Origin of the sequence: Amycolatopsis sp. CB00013, from assembly GCF_001905755.1 — a bacterium.
GTDB lineage: Bacteria > Actinomycetota > Actinomycetes > Mycobacteriales > Pseudonocardiaceae > Amycolatopsis > Amycolatopsis japonica.
In genome coordinates this window covers 273444-292432 of record NZ_LIWC01000003.1, presented here as the reverse complement: position 1 = coordinate 292432, position 18989 = coordinate 273444, and the positions used below count along the sequence as shown (strand labels likewise).

The window sequence follows — 18989 nt, the reverse complement described above, 5'->3', positions numbered from 1 at the left end:
TTTCGGTTCGGCGGTCGTGCGTGTGTGAGGGGACGGCGCGTGTGATCAGACGGACGACACGCGTGACTGGACGGACGACACACGCGTAGCCGGAGCCGATCCCCGAGCCGTCCGGCTGATCACGCGTGGCGTCCGGCTGATCACACGTGCCGGTCGTCCAGTCACGCGACACCGCCGTGGCGGCCGGTGTGCCAGGCGTGCCACGCGTACGCCTGCGCGTCCGTGAGGGACGCCACCTGGTCGACGACCACGCGCAGGCGGGCCGCGTCGTCCGCGGCGGCCTCCCAGGCCGGCAGGAACACGCCGTCGAGCGCGTCCGGGGCGCGGCGGCACAGCGCGCCGACCAGTTCGGCGAGCGTCTGACGCTGACCGTCCTGCATCGCGAGGCGCCGTTTGTCGCTCATCACGTACCGCAGCGCGAGCGCCTTGAACAACGCGACCTCGGCCGCGACCTGCTCCGGGATGACCAGGCGCGCGGCGTAGCGGCTCAGCGGTCCTTCGCCGTGCACCTCCCTCGTCGCGCCGACCACCGCCGTCGCGAACCGGCCGACCAGCTCACTCGTCAGCCGTTTCAACGCGACCTGCGCCTTGAGCGAGCCGTCGAGCCCCGGTTCGGTGAGTTCCGCGACCACGGGCAGATCGAGCAGTTCCTTCGCCGCACCTTCCAAAGTGGACTGGGACTGATGCGAAAACCTGCGCGCCGCCTCGGCCACCGCCGCGCGTTCCTCCGCGTCGGCCAGTACCCGCAACGAGATCCGGCCCGCCAGCACCCCGTCCTCGACGTCGTGCACGGAATACGCGACGTCGTCGGACCAGTCCATGATCTGCGCTTCCAGACTGGTGCGGCGCTCCGGCGCACCGGCCCGCACCCACGCGAAGACCTCGGCGTCGTCGGCGTACACGCCGTACTTCGGGTTGCCTTCTTCACGGAGCCACGGGTACTTCGTCGAGGCGTCGAGACAGGCGCGGGTGAGGTTCAGCCCGCCGGCGGCCCCGCCTTCGAGCAGGACCTTGGGCTCCAGCCTGGTCAGGATCCGCAAGGTCTGCGCGTTGCCCTCGAAACCACCGCACGGCTGCGCGACCTCGTCCAGCGCGCGCTCGCCGTTGTGCCCGAACGGCGGGTGCCCGATGTCGTGCGCAAGGCCGGCGGTGTCCACCAGATCCGGGTCCGCGCCCAGCTCGTCCGCGATGCCCCTGCCGATCTGGGCGACCTCCAGCGAATGCGTCAGCCGCGTGCGCGGTACGCCGCTGACCTCGGCACCTTCACCCGGGCCGACCACCTGGGTCTTGCCTGCCAGCCGCCGCAGGGCCGCCGAGTGCAGCACGCGTGCGCGATCACGGGCGAAGGCGCTTCGCCCGTCTTCCGCGCCCTCCAGCGCCGCGCCCTTGGGCCGCTCGGGCAGCAGACGCGCCCTGTCGGCCTCGGTGTAGGTGTCGCTCACCAGCCAAGCTTATGCGCGATCACCGACACTTATCGGGTTCAGACGTCCGCGGGGAACCTGGTGAGGCGGTAGTACAGCAGCGCGCCGGTCTCGCGGACGATGTAGCGCGCCTGCGTCTCGCGGGTCTGCACGATCGGGCCGCGGTGCGTGGGCGACGTCCAGGCATCGAGTCCGAGGTCGTCGGCCATCACCCGCGCGCGGAACGAGTGCCAAGGGTCGCTGACCAGGACGGCGGTCTTCCAGCCCCGCTGCTGCACCTGTTCGGCGACCGCGCGGAGGCTGCGCAGGGTGTCGCTGCCCTCGCCGACCGGCAGCGTCGCCGACACGGGCACACCCCGTTTGCGCAGCCATTGCGCGCCCGCTTGCCCCTCGGTGAAGTTGTCGTCGGCCTTCTTGCCGCCCGCGGTGACGATGACCTTGGCGACGCCCTGGTCGTACAGCGTCTTCGCCTTGGCCAGCCGGGCCTCGAAGATCCCCGACGGCCTGCCGTTGTACTGGGCCGCGCCGAGCACCACGATGACGTCGGCGCGGTCGCGCACGTCCTCCCGCGCCACCTGCCAGACCCGGAACGCCGTTCCGCCGATCAGCGCGACGACGATCAGCAGGAACCCCGCCAAGGTCCGGCGCACCCAGTTCGCGCGGGTGGGTTTGGTCCGTTCGGCGGTACTCACGGGGGTGATTCTCGCAGAGCCGCGAGGTGATCTCAGAGCCAGCCGTGCTCTTCCGAGAGCCGCACCGCCTCGGCCCTCGTCCTCGCCCCGGTCTTGCCCATCGCGGCCGAAAGATGGTTGCGCACGGTGCCTTCGGAAAGGTGCAGCGCGCGGGCGATGTCGGCCACCGTGCTGCCGTCCTTGGCTGCCTTGAGGACGTCGTGTTCGCGTCCGGTGAGCGGGCTCGCGCCGGTGGCGAGCGATTCCGCGGCGAGTGCGGGATCGACCACCCGGAGCCCGCCGTGGACCCTGCGGACGGCGTCGACGAGCTGCTCCGGCGGAGCGTCCTTGACCACGAATCCCGCGGCACCCGCCGCCATCGCCCGCGACAGGTAGCCGGGGCGGCCGAAGGTGGTGCAGATGATGATCCGGCACAACGGGAGCGCGCCGTGCAGTTCGGCGGCGGCTTCGAGACCGTCCTTGCCCGGCATCTGGACGTCGAGCAGCGCGACGTCCGGGGCGGTCTCCTTCGCCCGCTGAAGCACTTCGTCGCCCGAGCCGACCTGGGCGACCACCTCGATGTCGGCTTCGAGGCCGAGCACGGTGGCCAACGCCCCGCGCACCATCGCCTGGTCGTCGGCGAGCAGGACCCGGATCACGCGCAGCCTCCAGTGGGTTCGGAGAGCGGCGCAGCCACGTCGCTCCGCAGGGCGGACTCGGGTACGTCCGCCCGGACGAGCCATCCTCCCCCAGGTGGCGTGGTGGCGGTCAAGGTCCCGCCGACCGCGTCCAGCCGTTCGGTGAGGCCGCGCAGGCCGTTGCCCGCCATCGCCTCGCCGCCATCGCCGTCGTCCTCGACTTCCAGCCAGGTCTTGCCGAGACGGACCTTCACGCGCTTCGCCCCGGAATGCCGAAGCACGTTGGTGACCGCTTCCCGCAGCACGTAACCGAAAGTGCGCTGCAAGGCGGGAGCGACGTTGTCCACCGCGTGCGGCAGGTCCGCGTCGATCTCGGCCGCCCGCAACGCCGCCCGCGCCCCGGCGACCTCCGCCGACAGCGACACCTCGCGATATTCGGAGACCGTGGCGCGGATGTCCGAAAGCGCGCTGCGGGTCAGGCTCTCGACCTCGCGGATCTCCTGCAGGGCGCGGGAGTCGTCCTTGCCGCTCTCCAGGATCCGGCGGGCGAGCCCGGCCTTCACCGTGATGGTGGTGAGGCTGTGGCCGAGGATGTCGTGCAGATCCCGCGCCAGGCGCTCGCGTTCACCCGCCACCGCGAGCGTGGCGATCTCCTGGTTCGCCGCCTCCAGTTTCCGCACCGCACGGACCAGATTCGCCATGAAGAACATCGCCGCCGTGATCGAGATGACCGCGATGAGATCGCCGAAGTCGTATTTCCCGACCACTAAATGGACGGCCAGCACCACCAGCAGGGCGCCGCCGTCGAGGATCAGCGACCACGCCGGCGGCAGCGTGAAGGCCAGCACCGCCGTCGCGTAGATCAGGATGTACGGGTTGTTGTCGTGCAGGAACACCAGCGCGAGACCGATGAGCAGCATCAGCACCGAGAAGACGTAGGTCGTCTTCCGCCGGGAAGGCCGCAGGCTGAGCGGGAACAGCACGTAACAGGAGCCGTAGAAGAGCAGGAGAACGGCGATCACCAGCTCTTTCGCGGTCGCCCCGTCGGTGGCCAGATCGACCGCCGCGGGGACGAAGCCGGGCACGATGAAGGCGAGGCCGAAGAACACCCACCGCCTCGGCCGGGGACCCCGGCCGGTTCGCGGCGGCATGTCCGCCCACCAGTTCTCCCGGCTGTTCAAGCCCGTCTCGACCTTGCCCGGGTAGTCGCTCACCGGTTCACCCATCTCTCAGACCCGCGCACTGTCCTTACGGTAACGCCTGATCACCAGCGCCCCGAGGACCGCGGTCCACGCCGCCAGCACGCCGAGCGCGACCGGAAGACTCACCGTGAGATGGTCGGTGACCACCGGACGGACCAGCTGGATCAGCCAGTACGTCGGCGTCACCTGGGCGACGTCGGCCATCCACGACGGCATCCCGTCGATCGGGATCCACAGGCCGCCCAGGAAACCCATGCCCATCATGACGATCATGTTCAGCGGCTGCATCGACTCCGGCGTGCCGAACTGGCCCAGCAGCAGGCCGAGCAGCACCAGCGGGATCGCACCGAGCCAGCAGCCGAGCACCAGCCGCAGCCAGCCGGCGGCGTCGAGGTGGACACCTTCGAACAGGACGCCGATCAGCGGGACGACGAGCAACGACGGAAGCGCGACGAGCATCGCCGAGAGGGCCTTGCCGCCGAGATAACCGGCGCCGGTCAGCGGGGTCAGCCGCAACTGGCGCTGCCAGCCCGTGGACCGCTCGATGGCCAGTTTCGCGCCGCTCGTCATCGCGGCGGAGAAGGTGCCGAAAGCCATCATGTTCACCATGATCACGCCGGCGATGTTCATTTGGCCCGAGGCGAAAACGTTGGCCTGCAACAGGAACATCAGCACCGGGAAGGCGACGGCGAAGAGCACGAACCGGGTGGAACGGAAGGTGCGGACGATCTCGGTCTTGAGATAGGTCGGGTTCATCGGACGGTTTCCTCGGTGGCTTCGGTGGTCAGGGACAGGAACGCGCCTTCGAGGCCGACAGCGCCGATCTCGATGTCGTGCGCTTCGGGGATTTCGGCCAGCAACGCGCGCAGCGTGGCGTCGGAATCGGAACTGGAGATCGCGGCGCGGCCGCCGCGGAGTTCGAGCCCGGTGACCGCGGGCAGCCCCGCGATCACCGGCTCCGCCGCCGCGGGCACCACCGCGCGGATCGTGCGTCCCCCTGCCAGCGCACGGACCTGCGCGACCGAACCGTCCGCGACGATCCGCCCCGACCGCATCAGCACGACACGGTCGGCGAACTCTTCGGCCTCTTCGAGATAGTGGGTGGCGAACAGGACCGTGCGGCCGGTGTTCGTGTACGCGTACATGGACTTCCAGAACTCGCGGCGCGTGCCGACGTCCATCGCGGCGGTCGGCTCGTCGAGGATCAGCAGATCGGGATCGCTCACGAGCGCGACGGCGAACCGCACGCGCTGCTTCTGCCCGCCGGAAAGCCTGGTGGAGCGCCGGTTCGCGAGATCCTCGATCCCGGCGCGGCGCAACGCGTCCCGCACCGGCATCGGCTTGCGGTGCAACGCCGCGACCATGCCGACGGTTTCGGCGACCGTGAGATCTTCGACGAGCGCGCCGCCCTGCAGCATCGCGCCGATCATCCCGTCGCCGACCGCGTCCCCCGGCTCGCGGCCGAACACGGTCACGGTGCCGCTGTCGGGCACGCTCAGGCCCAGGATCATGTCGACGGTGGTGGATTTGCCCGCGCCGTTGGGGCCGAGGAGCGCGACCACCTCACCCGGCGCGATCGTCAGGTCCACGCCGTCGACGGCATAGACGTCGCCATAGTGCTTACGCAGCCCGGAAAGCCGTACCGCCGCCCCCGCGGTGATGTCTTGTTCTCGCATGCTTAGAGCTTGTCGCGGGAGAGGGTCGCGGACGTGGGCCGCGCGTCACGACCTGAGGGTGACAGTTGTCAGGGGTGGCCCACCCCCGAACGCCATGAAAGGTCCTTTCCTTGCAAATTTCGCAAGGAAAGGACCTTTCATGGCGTTGGCGAGGGCAGTGCGCACGGGCTGAAGGGGCCCATCACCGCATCCGATGCGGGGAAAGCTCCCCTCGCCCAGCTCTTGCGCTCACGCCCGCTTCAAGTGTCATGAAAGGGTCGTTCAGGACAAGAAACGTCCTGAACGACCCTTTCATGACATTGGCCCGGCGGGCGGCGCGAGTACGTGAAGGCCCCCTTCACTGCGCTAGACGCAATGAAGGGGGCCTTCACGTACTTCCCGAAAGCGGAACTCAGGCGCCGATCAGCCGGCCCGCCAGGTACGCCTCGAGCTTGTCGATCGCGACCCGCTCCTGCGCCATGGTGTCGCGCTCGCGCACGGTCACCGCGTGGTCGTTGAGCGAGTCGAAGTCGACGGTGACGCAGTACGGCGTCCCGATCTCGTCCTGGCGCCGGTAGCGGCGGCCGATCGCGCCGGCGTCGTCGAAGTCGACGTTCCAGTGCTTGCGCAGCGCCGCCGCGACGTCGCGCGCCTTCGGCGTGAGGTCGGCGTTGCGGGACAACGGGAGGACGGCGACCTTGAACGGCGCGAGCCGGTAGTCCAGCTTGAGCACCGCGCGGGTGTCGGTGCTGCCCTTGGCGTTCGGCACCTCTTCCTCGTGGTACGCGTCGACGAGGAACGCCATCATCGACCGGCCGACACCGGCCGCGGGCTCGATGACGAACGGGCGGAACCGCTGCTTTGTGGCCTGGTCGAAGAACGACAGGTCCACCCCGGAGTGGTTCGAGTGCGTCGTGAGGTCGAAGTCGGTGCGGTTCGCGATGCCTTCGAGCTCGCCCCATTCCTGGCCTGCGTTGAACGCGAAGCGGTACTCGATGTCGACGGTGCGCTTCGAGTAGTGGGAGAGCTTTTCCTTCGGGTGCTCGTAAAGGCGGAGGTTGTCCGCCTTGATGCCGAGGTCCTTGTACCACTCGGTGCGCGCGTCGATCCAGTACTGGTGCCAGGTCTCGTCCTCGCCCGGCTCGACGAAGAACTCCATCTCCATCTGCTCGAACTCGCGCGTGCGGAAGATGAAGTTGCCCGGCGTGATCTCGTTGCGGAACGACTTGCCGATCTGGCCGATGCCGAACGGCGGCTTCTTGCGCGCCGCGGTCTGCACGTTGAGGAAGTTGATGAAGATGCCCTGCGCGGTCTCCGGGCGGAGGTAGTGCACGCCTTCCTCGGACTCGACCGGGCCGAGGTAGGTCTTGAGCATCATGTTGAAGTCACGCGGCGCGGTGTACTGGCCGCGGGTACCGCAGTTCGGGCACGGCACCTCGGACAGGTCGTCCTCGGACACCTCCTTGCCCGAACGGGCGGAGAAGTCCTCGGCCAGCTGGTCGGCGCGGAACCGCTTGTGGCAGGAGAGACACTCGATCAGTGGGTCGGTGAAGACGTCCAGGTGACCCGACGCGACCCACACCTGGCGGGGCAGGATCACCGACGAGTCGAGGCCGACGACGTCGTCGCGGCTCTGCACGACGGTCTTCCACCACTGGCGCTTGATGTTGTCCTTGAGTTCGACACCGAGGGGCCCGTAGTCCCACGCCGACTTGGTACCGCCGTAGATCTCTCCACACGGGAAAACGAAGCCTCGACGCTTGCACAGGCTGACGACGGTCTCAATGGTGTTGGCGGGCACTCCACGCTCCGAAGCATGCGGGGACGGGTATGGGCTAGAAGGACAAGACTAACCGCCCGTCCCCGCGCGACCTCCGGCGAGGTCGGACCGCTCAGGGCCTGCTGACCAACGAGGCGGTGACGATGCGGTTGTCCTCGTAACCGTCGGTCCCGCCGACGTACTCGCCACCGCAGGTGACCAGCACCAGCCGGTGCGGCCCGTCCGGCCCGAACAGCTTCTCCGACTGTTCGGCGAGCTTCGTCTTGTGCACGGTGACGATCTCGCCGATCTTGTACACCCACTTGCCGCCGTCGGTGTCGACGACGTTGACCTCCTGGCCGGTCTTGAGCCGCCACAATTCGTCGAACGGGCCCTTCTTCCCCTTCCAGTTCACATGCCCGGAAAGCAGGGAAGCGCCCTGGTCGGCGCCCAGTTTCGCGCCCCACCAGGTGGCTTCGTCGAGTCCCTCGGGGATGGGGAGGGTCCCGTCCGCGGTCAGTTCCTTGCGGATCAGTTTCGCCGTGCCGCCGCCGGGGAGTTTGACCGTGCCGGGCGCCTGGCCCGTGTCGGCGGACGGTCGGGGTGTCTGCTCCGCCGAGGTGGCCGTCTGGTCCTGCGCGGCCGCGACGACAGGATCACTCTTTCCAGTGAAAACCAGCACCGCGACCACGGCCGCCACCACGAAGATCGCGGCACCGATGAGGATCAACCCCAGGCTGGAGCGCTTTCTCGGCTGCTCCTCGCTCGCCGTACCGTCGTCGAACTGTCCCACCATCGGGTATTACTCCTTGCTCGCGTCTGGCCGCCGGAGCGGCCGGTGTCGCTAGACACGCGACGCGAACGGAGAGAGGTTGCACCGACTTCCGCGGGGTCAGGCGGGCGGGCCGGAAACGGGGGTCGCGACGATCACCCGGTTGTCCCGGTAGCCGTCGGTCCCGCCCAGGTAGTCGCCGCCGCAGGTGACCAGGACCAGCCGATGCGGCCCGCTCTGCGCGAACAGCTTCGCCGCCTGCGCGGGCAGGTCGTTCTTGTGCACCGTGACGACCTCCCGCACGCGATAGACCCAGATGCCGCCCGCCGCGTCGCTGACGGCCACCTCCTGGTCCTCGTGCATCCGCCACAACTCGTCGAACGGCCCTTTGACACCGCCCCAGTTGACGTGCCCGGAGATCAGGGCCGTACCCGCTTCGGCGCCGAGCCGCGCACCCCACCAGGCCGCGTCGCCGAGCCCTCGCGGGATCGGGAGGACGCCGGTGGAGTTGACCTCGGAGCGCACGAGCCTTGCCGATCCGCCTTCGGGCAGGCGGATGGTGCCGGGCCGCTGCCCGCGTTTCGAACTGTCGGCGGGCAGCGCCAAGGGGGCGCCGTCCTCACCGGGCAGGACCGCGGGTTCCGCGAACGACACCGTCTGTTCCGGCGGGATCCAGGTCAGCACGATCACGCCCGCGGAGATGGCGAGCGCCGAGACGACGGCGGACAGTGCCGCCAGCCATGGCCGCACGGGGCCGCTACTTCTCCCGCACCGGAACGGGTTTGCGACGGCGGAGGAGCAGCATGGCCGCGGCGCCGATCACGATGCCGCCACCCAGCAGCCCCAGCCCGACCACGGTCCGCGTCGAGTCGGCGGCCTGCGGCGGGATACCGCCCGCGGGCACCGTCCCCGGCACCGCGGGCTGTTCGGGCGCCGCACCCGGGCCGGTACCGCCGGCGGGTTTCGCGACGAAGTTCTTCGGGATCGAGCAGCTCACGCCGCCGAGCACGAGCGTCGTGCGGGCCTCGCGCAGATCCTTGCCCGCGTCGTCGCGCACGTGCGTGACGATGTCCACCTTCCAGCCCGCCACCGCGGTCACGTCGCCGTTGCGCCAGCCGTCCTGCCGGATCAGCTGGTCGAAGGCGGTCACGCGGGACACGGTCAGGTCGGAGGTGGTCTCGTCCTTGCCGATGTTCTCGTTCTTGATGACCGACGGCGGGCCGAGCTTGAGCCCCTTGACGTCGACGCCCGAAGCGCCGGACGGCTTGAGCGCGCCGGTTTCGTCCCGCACCCAGATCTTGCCCACGCTCGTAGACGACGTCGCCTTGCTCGGCGACGAGCAGTCGACGGCGCTCTTCGCGCCTTCGAGCACCAGCACGGTGTTGTCGGCGGGCTTCGCGCCTCCGCGCCCGTTGTCGAGCAGGGCGTAGTTGCTCTCCGCGACCGCCGTCGGGACCGTGGTCTGCTGCAGCGCGGCGAGCACGTTGTGGTCGCGGCTGGCGATACCGGGCGGGAACGGGCTCTGGGCGCCGAAGCGGCCCAGGTTGACGGCCCATTTGTCGCCGAAGGTGTTCTTCTCGCCGTCGTCACGCGGGACGACGGTGCGGTCCGGGGAGAGTTTCGACTGGCCGGGCGTCAGCGGCGAGCGCTGGGTCTCGGTGATCAGCGATCCCGGGTTCCCGATGCGCACCGACGCCACATTCGCGAACGACACGGGGCCGGTCTTCTCATCGACGGCCTGCGTCGTCTGCGCCGAGGCGAGCCCCGGAACCGACGCCAAAGCGACGGCCGCCGTCGCGGCGGCCAGCTTCGTCACGAAACGAGTCATGTCTCCCCACTGCCTCTCCGGGCCCTCAGAGCGCGGTCGTCAGCGTACGAGAAGCGACGAAACGCTCCGCGACAACCTTGCACCGTTGGCGACCACATGCGAAGTGGAATGGTCATTTCTTTGCTAAGTCACCCGAATGGAGCAGTAACATCGCCGCCAAGTGGTCGCCCGGTCGGCGAACAGACCACCGGGGGCGGGAACACTAGGATGGGCAGGACTGTTACTGGCAATGACTTCGGAAATCATGATGGACATGGAGGCGGCGATGGCTACGGTGACCCCGGACTCTGCCGCCCCCGGCCTCTCGGAGGACCCCGGGCCGCATTCGTCGGCCCGTCCCCCCGCCGAACCCGCGACGTCGGCCTCGCCCGCCGTCCTCGCGGACGCCGGCGACCTGCTCAGGGCGCTCGCCGCGCCCGTGCGCATCGCCATCGTCCTGCAGTTGCGTAACGCGGACAGGTGCGTGCACGAACTGGTGGACACACTCGATGTCGCGCAGCCGCTGATCAGCCAGCACCTGCGGGTGCTGAAGACCGCGGGTGTCGTACAGGGTGAGCGACGCGGCCGTGAGGTGGTGTACCGGCTGGTCGACGATCACCTTGCGCATATCGTGGTGGACGCCGTAGCCCACGTTCAGGAGGGGAAGTGAGCATGAGTCCGACGACGGCCAACAGTTCCGCGCCGGTGCCGGGACGCCGGTCGACGAAACAGCGGGCCGCCGTGGTCGAGCTGCTCAAGGAGATCGACGACTTCCGTTCCGCCCAGGAACTGCACGACGAGCTGCGCAAACGCGGCGACGGCATCGGGCTCACCACGGTGTACCGGACGCTGCAGTCGCTGTCGGAGGCCGGCGAGATCGACGTCCTGCGCACGGACACCGGCGAGGCCATCTACCGGCGTTGCTCGTCGCACCACCACCATCATCTGGTGTGCCGTCTCTGCGGCAGCACGGTCGAGGTCGAGGGCCCCGCGGTGGAGCGGTGGGCCGAGAAGATCGCTTCGGAGCACGGCTTCTCCGACATCAGCCACACCGTGGAGATCGTCGGGACCTGCTCGAACCACTGACGAGCGCTATGAAAGGTCCTTTCCTGGCAAATTTTGCAAGGAAAGGACCTTTCATAGCATCCGGGTCAGCCCACAGTGAACCCGCCGTGGCCGGAAGTCTCGCGGAGCCAGGTGAGCCAATCCCGCCAGAGTTCGTCGGCCTCCAGTTCGGAGCGCAGCATCGCGGGCGCCGTTTCGTAGCGTTCGAGCGCTTGTCCGGTCTCCTGGTCACCGACGATCCACGGCCCGTTGCTCATCAGCTTGAACTCCGGGATTCCCACCATTCCCGCGACGGTCTGCGCCGAAGCGGCGCGCTCGGCGCGGTCATACTCGTCGCGACGGTCCTGCGCCGCGGACAGCCAGTCCTCGGTGTCGGCGAAAGGCCAGGCGGGAAACGGACGGTATTCCGCTTCGTAGGTCATCGCCGTACGTCGCATCCCCTCCCGGCACGCTGCCATCCCCATGATGTTCAGGTGGAACTGAAACGGCTCGGCCAGTTCGAAATACGAGCTCGAGCAGTGGGGGACGTGCACACAGCGGACAACACAGGCCTCGAAACGGTCCCGGGCGGCCGCGGCCGGCTCCGGTAGGTCTACCCACTCCAGGTCGTAGCCCATGACATCCGGCTCAGTACTCGTAAGGGTCCTTCGGCGCCGGCACCTGCCGCACCGAGGTGAGCGTCAAATCCGGCATGTAGCTGTTCTCCCGCACGGCGGTCCCCGGAACGACCGTCCCGGTGACCTCCAGCCAGGTGTCGTTCCCGAAGCCCGACACGCCGTCGCCCACCATCCGCACGGTGATCGGGAAGGCGTCGGCCGCGCAGCAGCCGATGACCATCCGCGCCAGCATCGTGTTGCCCTCGTTGTGCACGACGAAGCCGGACAGCCGCACCGTGCGCCCGTTCAACGAGCCACTGGAATCCCACCCCGCGCGGCTGACGAACTCGTTGACCTCCAGCGGGACCACGTCCCCGGCGGGCAAGGGCGGGAAGGCGGCCGCGTTGCTCGCCGAAGCGCTCTGTGGCGCCCTGGCCTCGGTGCGGGTGACCGAATCGGCGCCCAGCGCGGGCGGCGCGACCAGGAACACGGCCAGCACGGGCACCATCAGCAGCCAGGCCGAGCGGGTGTTGTGGTCGTGCGCGTGGACATCGCCGGACACGACGGCGGCGGCCCGCGCGGCCAGCAGGTCGCGGACGATCGCGACCGCGCCCAGCGCCACCATCACCGCGCCGCCCGCGATGATCCACGGCTGCTGGGCGGGTTTGACGTAGCGCAGGTAGTCGCCGTTGATCGTGATCTTCAGCAGCGCGCCGCCGAGCAGGATCAGCAGGATGTTCTGGGTCTCGCGTTTCACGCGCCACCTCCGAGGATCAGCACACCCGACACGACGGCGCACGACAGCGCGACCACGAACGTCACCGGCGCGAACCGGAGCGCGAAGGACTTGCCGAAGGTGCCGGTCTGCAGGGCGAACAGCTTCACGTCGATCGCGGGCCCGACCACCAGGAACACCAGTTTCGGCAGTAGCGGCATCGCGGTCAGCGACGCGGCGACGAAGGCGTCGGCCTCACTGCACAGGGCCAGCACGACGGCGAGCACGGCCATCACCAGCACCCCGAGCACGATCTGCTCCCCCAGCACCCCGAACCACTTGGCGGGCACCAGCACGTTCATCGCGGCGGCGATCATCGCGCCGAGCACCAGGAAACCGCCCGCCTCGACCAGATCCGCCCGCGCGGTCTCGGCGAAGGTCTTCCAGCGCGAACCGTGCTGAACCTCCGGAAGCCGCCGCAAAGCCCGCTCCGCGATCCAGTCGAGCTTGCCCCACTTCGCCCACAGCCAGCCCATCACCATCGCGGTGGCGAGCGAACCGGCGAAGCGGGCGAACACCATTTCCGGGTTCCCGGGGAACGCCACCGCCGTCGCGACCAGCACCACCGGGTTCACCGCGGGCGCGGCGAGCAGGAAGGTCAGCGCGGCCGCGGGCGCGACGCCCTGGCCGATCAAGCGCCGCGCGACCGGCACCGACGCGCATTCACACCCCGGCAGGGCGACCCCGGCCAGCCCCGCGACGCCGACGGCCGCACCGGCCCGGCGAGGGAGCACCTTCTCCAGCACCCGCGCGGGCACGAACGCCGCGATCGCGCCGCTGATCAGCACCCCGAGCACCAGGAACGGCAGCGCCTGCACGCAGACGGCGACGAACACGGTCGAGCCGGTCCGCAGCGCGGGCACGTCGAACACCTGCTGGAGCCAGCTCTGCCCGAGGATCGCGATCAGCAGGATCGCGCAGAGCACCTCGATCGAGGTGATCTTGAACCGCCGGGCCGGCTTCTTCTCCGGGGCGCTTCTGGAAATGGTTTCCATGCGCGCGATGATGCCAGGTGACCGTGCGTTCCGGCGGTCACTCCCCTCCAGCGGTGCCCAGCAGGTCCGAACGCAGCTGCGACGCGGTCGAGACGACCAGCATGAGCAGCGTTCCGAGCGGCGAGGGATCCATGCCCTCGGCCGGGAACGCGTACCTCAGCGTGATGTCGATGCCCTTCTCCGAACGCACGACCCCGAGCGTCCCGAACAGGCCCTGTCCGGCGCGTTCCGCCGCCGAGGCCGCGATCGCCGGGTCGTCCGGCAGATCCCAGGCCACCACGCAGGTCAGGCTCAGCACGGTCAGCCCTTCGGCCAGCCGGGTCGCCTGGATGACGCACGGGACGTCCGCGTGCGAGAAGGTCAGCGCGCCGTCGTCGTCGACGTGGACTTCGAGATAGCGTTCGAGCGCTTCCCGCGCGGAGGTGAGCAGGGCCGCCGTGTCCGCCGCCTCGGTATTCATGCCGCCTCCGCGGGAAAAAGTACGTCGGCGGGGGTCATGGAGTTCCTTCCGAAGCCTTGTCGACGGCCCCGCCGAAGCGGCGGTCCCGTTTCGCGAATTCGAGGCACGCCCGCCACAGGTGGGTGCGGTCGAAGTCGGGGAAGAGCGTGTCCTGGTAGACCATCTCGGCGTAGGCCGACTGCCAGAGCAGGAAGTTCGACGTCCGCTGCTCCCCCGACGGCCGCAGGAACAGGTCCACGTCCGGCATGTCGGGCTGGTACAGGTACTTGCCGATGGTCTTCTCGGTGACCTTGTCCGGGTTCAGCTTCCCGTCGGCGACGTCCTGCGCGATCCGGCGCATGGCGTCACCCAGTTCGGCGCGGCCGCCGTAGTTGACGCACATCGTCATGTTCAGCGCCGTGTTGTGCTTGGTCTTCTCCTCGGCGACCTGGAGTTCCTTGATGACGCTCGCCCACAGCTTGGGGCGACGGCCCGCCCAGCGGATGCGGACGCCGATCGAACCGAGGTAGTCGACCTGGCGGCGGATGGTGTCGCGGTTGAAGCCCATCAGGAAACGGACCTCCTCCGGGCTCCGCTTCCAGTTCTCGGTGGAGAACGCGTACACCGAAAGCCATTTGACGCCGAGCTCCACGGCGCCGCTGGCGACGTCGATCATCACCGCTTCACCGCGTTTGTGGCCCTCGATCCGCGGCAGGCCCCGCTGGTTGGCCCAGCGGCCGTTGCCGTCCATCACCAGCGCCACATGCTTCGGGAGGAGTTCCTTGGGGATCTCCGGCGGCCGGGCACCGGACGGATGCGGCTCCGGCGCGCGAAGTTCGAATTGTGACGCCTTGTTCTCGCGTCCCCTGCGCAGCACCTTCGAGCCTCCTGAACGAGTGAACCTGTGCCTGCGACCCTACTGCGCCGGAGTCGTGGTCTCCCGCGCACGCCTCTCCACCAGCGGCAGCGACCGCAACTGGCGCTCCAGATGCCACTGCAGATGCGCCGCGACCAGGCCGGACGCGTCCCGCCGCGGCACCGGCAGCGACGCCTCGGCCACCGGCCACTCGCCGTGCAGGAGCGCCGCGAGCAGCGTCAGTACCTCCTGGGAGGGGTGGACACAGCCCGGAACCCGGCAATCCGGGCACATCGAGCCCCCGGCGGACACGCTGAACGCCTTGTGCGGGCCGGGCAGGCCGCAGCGGGCGCATTCGGTGATCGCGGGCGCCCAGCCGGCGTAGGCCATGGCCCGCAGGAAGAAGGCGTCGAGGATGAGGGAACTGTCCCGTTCGCCGCCCGCCAGCGCCCGCAGCGCTCCGACGACGAGCATGTAGAGCTTGAGCACCGGCTCGCCTTCTTCGGCGGACAGCCGGTCCGCGGTCTCGGCGATGGCGCTCGCGGCGGTGTAGCGCTGATAGTCGGCGACCAGCGGCAGCGCGAAGGCGTCGACCGTCTCGACCTGGGTGATCACGTCGAGGGAGCGGCCGGTGTAGAACTGGACGTCGACGTGCCCGAACGGCTCCAGGCGCGCCCCGAAGCGCGATGACGTCCGACGCACGCCCTTCGCGACCGCACGGACCTTGCCGTGCCGCCGCGTGAGCAGGGTGACGATCCGGTCGGCCTCACCCAGCTTGTGCGTCCGCAACACCACTCCGGTGTCGCGATAGAGGTTCACCACCCCGACATCGTCCCACCTGGGACCGACATCGGGGTGGTGCGCCCCGGAATCAGCAGTAGCGGCCGTAGCAGCTCGGCACCGACGCTGCCGCGACGATCGAGATGATGATCATGACGATGGCGAACAGGCAGCCGAGGCCGCCGATGATCGACGCGATCATGCACATGGTCCGCGTGGACCTCGACGCGTCCGCGGCGGCGGCGTAGTTGCCCTGCATCTTGTACGTGTTGACCTCGTTGGACTTCATGATCGCGAAGATCGCGATGATCCAGCAGAGGAAGATGCAGCCGATCGCCCAGCCCTTGTAGTCCTTGATGGCGTTGATGTCGCCACCGCCGCCGGGCATGCCGCCCGGCGCGCCGTAAGGGGAAGGCTGGCCGTACGGAGCAGGCTGGCCGTAGGGGGCGGGCATGCCACCGGACGGCGGCCCGTAGCCAGGCTGCTGTCCGTAGGGCTGCTGCTGGCCGTAGGGGTTGGTCATGAAAGTGGTCCTCGTTGTTCTTTCGGCTACGGGTCGGGCTAGATGCTCGCGGCGACCAGGATGATCCAGAGAATGGAGAACAGGCAGCCGACACCGCCGATGATCGAGGCGATCATGCACATGGTCTTCGTCGACTTCGACGCGTCCGCGGCGGCGGCGTAGTTGCCCTGCATCTTGTACGTGTTGACCTCGTTGGACTTCATGATCGCGAAGATCGCGATGATCCAGCAGAGGAAGATGCAGCCGATCGCCCAGCCCTTGTAGTCCGGGATCGAGTTGATGTCACCGCCGCCACCGGGCATGCCGCCCGGCGCGCCGTAGGGCGCGGGCTGACCGTACGGCGCGGGCTGGCCGTAAGGCGCCGGCTGGCCGTACGGCATCGGGTTCGGGCCGGAGGGCTGGCCGTACGGCGCGGGCGTGGCGCCGGACGGGGGTCCGTATCCGGGCTGAGGCTGCTGGCCATAGGGCTGCTGCTGGCCGGGGCCGGGCTGCTGGCCGTACGGGTTCGTCATCGGGGTTCCCCACTTTTGTCGCATTTGCCGACGGGTGGATCCCGCCGGTTTTTCCTTACTGTTGCGGTGTTCCGGGCCCGTTCGGCCCATCCGCTCCGGGCAACTGCTGCCTCAGCTGCTCCGGGGTGATCTTCTGCGTCGGCTCGGCTTCGTCGAACCCTGACGGTGCCTGCTGAGGCTGCTGCCCCGGGCGGAGGACCTGGGTCGGCTCGGCCTCGCCCAGAGCCGGCTCAGGCTGGGACTCCGGTGACGGCGCCGCGGTTCCCTGCGGCGGCTGTCCGAAGGGCTGGGAAGGCTGCTGCCCGAACGGCTGCGGCTGCTGGGGCTGCTGACCGAACGGGGACTGCTGCTGCGGCGCGCCGAACGGCTGCTGCGGCTGTTGTTGCGGCTGGCCGAACGGGGCGGGCGGCGCGGGGAAGGACGGCGAAGACGACGGCGGCGCCGGGAATCCCGGGGTCTGGCCGAACGGTGCCGACGCGGCCGCTTCGCCCGGCACGACGACGGTGCTGAGGATCTTGTCCGCGAACGTCTGCTTCTTCTCGTCCCACAGCGGCCAGAGGTAGCCGAGACCGCAGACCCAGCCGTCCAGGTTGTGGCACAGGTCCCGGACGAACGCCATCAGCGGGCCGATCGGCTGGCCGTCGCTCTCGCGGACGAGCTTGATCTTCAGGATCTTCTTGCCGAGCGACTGGCCGGTGGTGCCCATCTTGAGCCACCGGTTGTAGACGGTCCAGGCGAACCCGGCCAGATAACCGAGACCGGCGATGAACAGGCCGACCGTGTCAGGCCCCACCGCCGAGATGATCATGCCGATGATCGGCAGCACGACGATCGGGCCGAAGTCGATGAGCGTCGCGCCCGCGCGCAGACCCCAGTGGGCGTAGTCGGTCCGCGGACCGAACTGGGAAGCCTGGTCGAACGGCGAGGCCTGACCCTGCTGCCCGAACGGGGACTGCGGCTGCGCGCCGAACGGTTGGCTCGGCTGCTGGCCGAACGGCGAAGGCTGGTCTCCCGACGGCGGCTGCCCGAACGGCGACTGCGGCCGCGGTGACTGCTGCTGCCCATCCCCGGATCCGGGCGGCGGCTGCTGTCCCGGCGGCTGCTGGCCGTAGGGAGTGGTCATCGAAATCCCCTCGCTGGTTCCTCGCCCCTGGCGCACGGGGCCTCTGCGGCGACCCGGGCTGAATGTACGGCATGGGTACACACCGAGCAGACCGGTGCGCGGGAGCGTACTCGGTACCACCGACGATCCGGGCCTCGGCCCGGCACTCACACGTAAAGCGAGGTGAACGGGGCGAAGGGCAGGTTACGGATGACGAACCAGACGACGAACACGACACCGAACGCGAGCGGCGTCCAGCGCCAGTGCAGCCAGCTGTCCACCGCGCGGCCGCGGAGCCTGCCGACCGCCCAGGCGGCGGTGCTCCAGATGAGCAGCAGAACGACCACAAAGGACACCGCGTTGTAGTGCAGTGCGGCGGGGATGTCCCCGTGCAGCGCGCTGTAGACCATGCGCATACCGCCGCAGCCGGGACAGGCGATGCCCAGCAGGGCCTTGGTGGGACAGACCGGAAGCGGCCCGCCCGGAGTGGTGGGATCACCCAGCCAGAGGACGACACAGCCGAGGCCGGCCCCGGCGGCGATGGCCAGGGGCGGCCCCAGCGCGCGGGCCTTGGCTTTGAACCCGCGCGCCGGGAATCCCGTGTAGACGGACGTCGTCACGGCGTGAAGCTTCCCGCCGACGCGCCGATGATGATCATCACCACGATGAAGATGATGTACAGCAGGAAAAGACCGCCGGTGGCGATCGCTCCCCACATGGACCACTTCTTCGCGTCGTCGGCGGCCTTCTGGGCTTCGGCGTGGAAACCCTGCGCCCACAACGTCTGCACCTGGCTCGACTTCACGATCGCGACGATACCCAGCGGCAGGCAGCACAACACCGTGCAGAGAATGGCCCACACCAGGTTGTTGTCCGGCGGGGGACCGTAGTTCGGCACGCCGCCGTAATACGGCTGCTGCGGCGGTGGCCCGCCCGGAGGCGGGTAGTTCGGGTACTGGTCGGTCATGAGGTCTCCCCCTCGAGCGCCGGGATCAGCGGTAGTTGTTCACGTCCACCGAGGCCGCGAAGACGCCCAGGACGACGACGAGGACAACGTACAGAACGATGATGACGCCACCGACGATCGCCGCGATGATCGACCACTTCTTGGCGGCGTCGGCCGCTTCCTGCGCGGCGGCGGGCTGGCCCTGCGCCCAGAGGGTGTTCACCTGGTTCGCCTTGACGATGGCGACGATGCCGAAGGGCAGGCAGCACAGGATGGTGGTGAGGATGGCCCACACCAGGTTGTTGTTGGGCGGCGGGCCGGGGTTGTTGAAGCCGCCACCGCCCTGAGGGTCGCCGGAGTAGTTGGGCAGGCCCTGGTTGTCGGTCATTTACCGCTTTCCCTTCACGAATGAGATGTCGAACTCCGACCCGGGCGCGCCGCCCGATCAGCGATCCCCGGAGTCAAGGGTTGAGAC

24 protein-coding genes are annotated in these 18989 nt (G+C 69.0%); 2 read left to right on the top strand and 22 right to left on the bottom strand.

Features of this window, described 5'->3' with window-relative positions; genetic code table 11:
- Positions 1-161: 161 nt before the first annotated feature.
- The 10 genes from AMK34_RS21030 to AMK34_RS20985 form a co-directional block, all read right to left on the bottom strand.
- On the bottom strand, positions 162-1442 hold the full coding sequence (locus AMK34_RS21030) for a deoxyguanosinetriphosphate triphosphohydrolase (RefSeq protein WP_038517019.1): 1281 nt from the start codon (positions 1440-1442) through the stop codon (positions 162-164).
- Positions 1443-1480: 38 nt separating this feature from the next.
- Positions 1481-2113, bottom strand: coding sequence for a YdcF family protein (locus AMK34_RS21025; RefSeq protein ID WP_038517022.1), 633 nt, complete (start codon positions 2111-2113; stop codon positions 1481-1483).
- Between the two features lie 32 nt (positions 2114-2145).
- Positions 2146-2751, bottom strand: coding sequence for a response regulator transcription factor (locus AMK34_RS21020; protein ID WP_038517024.1), 606 nt, complete (start codon positions 2749-2751; stop codon positions 2146-2148).
- Positions 2748-3944: a sensor histidine kinase gene (locus AMK34_RS21015; RefSeq protein ID WP_073847137.1), complete on the bottom strand. Its 1197-nt coding sequence runs from the start codon at positions 3942-3944 to the stop codon at positions 2748-2750. The genes AMK34_RS21020 and AMK34_RS21015 overlap by 4 nt, the downstream gene beginning before the upstream one ends.
- 15 nt (positions 3945-3959) lie before the next feature.
- Positions 3960-4688, bottom strand: coding sequence for an ABC transporter permease (locus AMK34_RS21010; RefSeq protein WP_038517026.1), 729 nt, complete (start codon positions 4686-4688; stop codon positions 3960-3962).
- Positions 4685-5608 (bottom strand): ABC transporter ATP-binding protein, encoded by a 924-nt coding sequence (locus AMK34_RS21005; RefSeq protein ID WP_073846500.1) that lies wholly within the window; start codon positions 5606-5608, stop codon positions 4685-4687. The genes AMK34_RS21010 and AMK34_RS21005 overlap by 4 nt, the downstream gene beginning before the upstream one ends.
- Before the next feature lie 391 nt (positions 5609-5999).
- Complete coding sequence (locus AMK34_RS21000; protein ID WP_073846499.1) at positions 6000-7388, bottom strand: glycine--tRNA ligase; 1389 nt, start codon at positions 7386-7388, stop codon at positions 6000-6002.
- Between the two features lie 91 nt (positions 7389-7479).
- A complete protein-coding gene (locus tag AMK34_RS20995; RefSeq protein WP_073846498.1) occupies positions 7480-8142 on the bottom strand; it encodes a class F sortase in 663 nt (220 codons plus the stop codon).
- Between the two features lie 96 nt (positions 8143-8238).
- Positions 8239-8868: a class F sortase gene (locus AMK34_RS20990; protein WP_038517035.1), complete on the bottom strand. Its 630-nt coding sequence runs from the start codon at positions 8866-8868 to the stop codon at positions 8239-8241.
- A gap of 7 nt (positions 8869-8875) precedes the next feature.
- Positions 8876-9946, bottom strand: coding sequence for a hypothetical protein (locus AMK34_RS20985; protein ID WP_038517036.1), 1071 nt, complete (start codon positions 9944-9946; stop codon positions 8876-8878).
- Between the two features lie 265 nt (positions 9947-10211).
- On the opposite strand from AMK34_RS20985, the gene AMK34_RS20980 reads away from it, so the two are divergent.
- Both AMK34_RS20980 and AMK34_RS20975 read left to right on the top strand, forming a co-directional pair.
- Complete coding sequence (locus AMK34_RS20980) at positions 10212-10595, top strand: ArsR/SmtB family transcription factor (protein ID WP_038524048.1); 384 nt, start codon at positions 10212-10214, stop codon at positions 10593-10595.
- Positions 10596-10597: 2 nt separating this feature from the next.
- Positions 10598-11011: a Fur family transcriptional regulator gene (locus tag AMK34_RS20975; protein ID WP_020629376.1), complete on the top strand. Its 414-nt coding sequence runs from the start codon at positions 10598-10600 to the stop codon at positions 11009-11011.
- A gap of 65 nt (positions 11012-11076) precedes the next feature.
- Here AMK34_RS20975 and AMK34_RS20970 read toward each other — a convergent pair whose 3' ends face one another.
- From AMK34_RS20970 to AMK34_RS20915, 12 genes are all read right to left on the bottom strand, one after another.
- A complete protein-coding gene (locus tag AMK34_RS20970) occupies positions 11077-11412 on the bottom strand; it encodes a hypothetical protein (protein WP_073847136.1) in 336 nt (111 codons plus the stop codon).
- 205 nt (positions 11413-11617) lie between these two features.
- Positions 11618-12343, bottom strand: a complete 726-nt coding sequence (locus AMK34_RS20965; protein WP_038517042.1) for a TIGR03943 family putative permease subunit — start codon at positions 12341-12343, stop codon at positions 11618-11620.
- Positions 12340-13356, bottom strand: a complete 1017-nt coding sequence (locus tag AMK34_RS20960) for a permease (protein WP_016332474.1) — start codon at positions 13354-13356, stop codon at positions 12340-12342. Before AMK34_RS20960 ends, AMK34_RS20965 begins: the two co-directional genes overlap by 4 nt.
- A 37-nt stretch (positions 13357-13393) precedes the next feature.
- Positions 13394-13816: a hypothetical protein gene (locus AMK34_RS20955; protein WP_038517045.1), complete on the bottom strand. Its 423-nt coding sequence runs from the start codon at positions 13814-13816 to the stop codon at positions 13394-13396.
- Between the two features lie 34 nt (positions 13817-13850).
- Complete coding sequence (locus AMK34_RS20950) at positions 13851-14672, bottom strand: isoprenyl transferase (protein WP_038517047.1); 822 nt, start codon at positions 14670-14672, stop codon at positions 13851-13853.
- A gap of 39 nt (positions 14673-14711) precedes the next feature.
- A complete protein-coding gene (recO, locus tag AMK34_RS20945) occupies positions 14712-15473 on the bottom strand; it encodes a DNA repair protein RecO (protein WP_038517050.1) in 762 nt (253 codons plus the stop codon).
- Between the two features lie 49 nt (positions 15474-15522).
- Positions 15523-15954, bottom strand: coding sequence for a CD225/dispanin family protein (locus AMK34_RS20940; protein ID WP_038517052.1), 432 nt, complete (start codon positions 15952-15954; stop codon positions 15523-15525).
- A 38-nt stretch (positions 15955-15992) separates the two neighbouring features.
- Positions 15993-16466: a CD225/dispanin family protein gene (locus tag AMK34_RS20935; protein WP_038517054.1), complete on the bottom strand. Its 474-nt coding sequence runs from the start codon at positions 16464-16466 to the stop codon at positions 15993-15995.
- Between the two features lie 55 nt (positions 16467-16521).
- Complete coding sequence (locus tag AMK34_RS20930; RefSeq protein ID WP_073846497.1) at positions 16522-17589, bottom strand: RDD family protein; 1068 nt, start codon at positions 17587-17589, stop codon at positions 16522-16524.
- A 146-nt stretch (positions 17590-17735) separates the two neighbouring features.
- Positions 17736-18188, bottom strand: coding sequence for a DUF2752 domain-containing protein (locus AMK34_RS20925; protein ID WP_073846496.1), 453 nt, complete (start codon positions 18186-18188; stop codon positions 17736-17738).
- The gene (locus AMK34_RS20920) at positions 18185-18535 is read right to left on the bottom strand and encodes a CD225/dispanin family protein (RefSeq protein ID WP_020629387.1); all 351 of its coding nucleotides are present in this window, start codon (positions 18533-18535) and stop codon (positions 18185-18187) included. Before AMK34_RS20920 ends, AMK34_RS20925 begins: the two co-directional genes overlap by 4 nt.
- A 25-nt stretch (positions 18536-18560) precedes the next feature.
- Positions 18561-18902, bottom strand: coding sequence for a CD225/dispanin family protein (locus AMK34_RS20915; RefSeq protein WP_038517060.1), 342 nt, complete (start codon positions 18900-18902; stop codon positions 18561-18563).
- Positions 18903-18989: the final 87 nt, after the last annotated feature.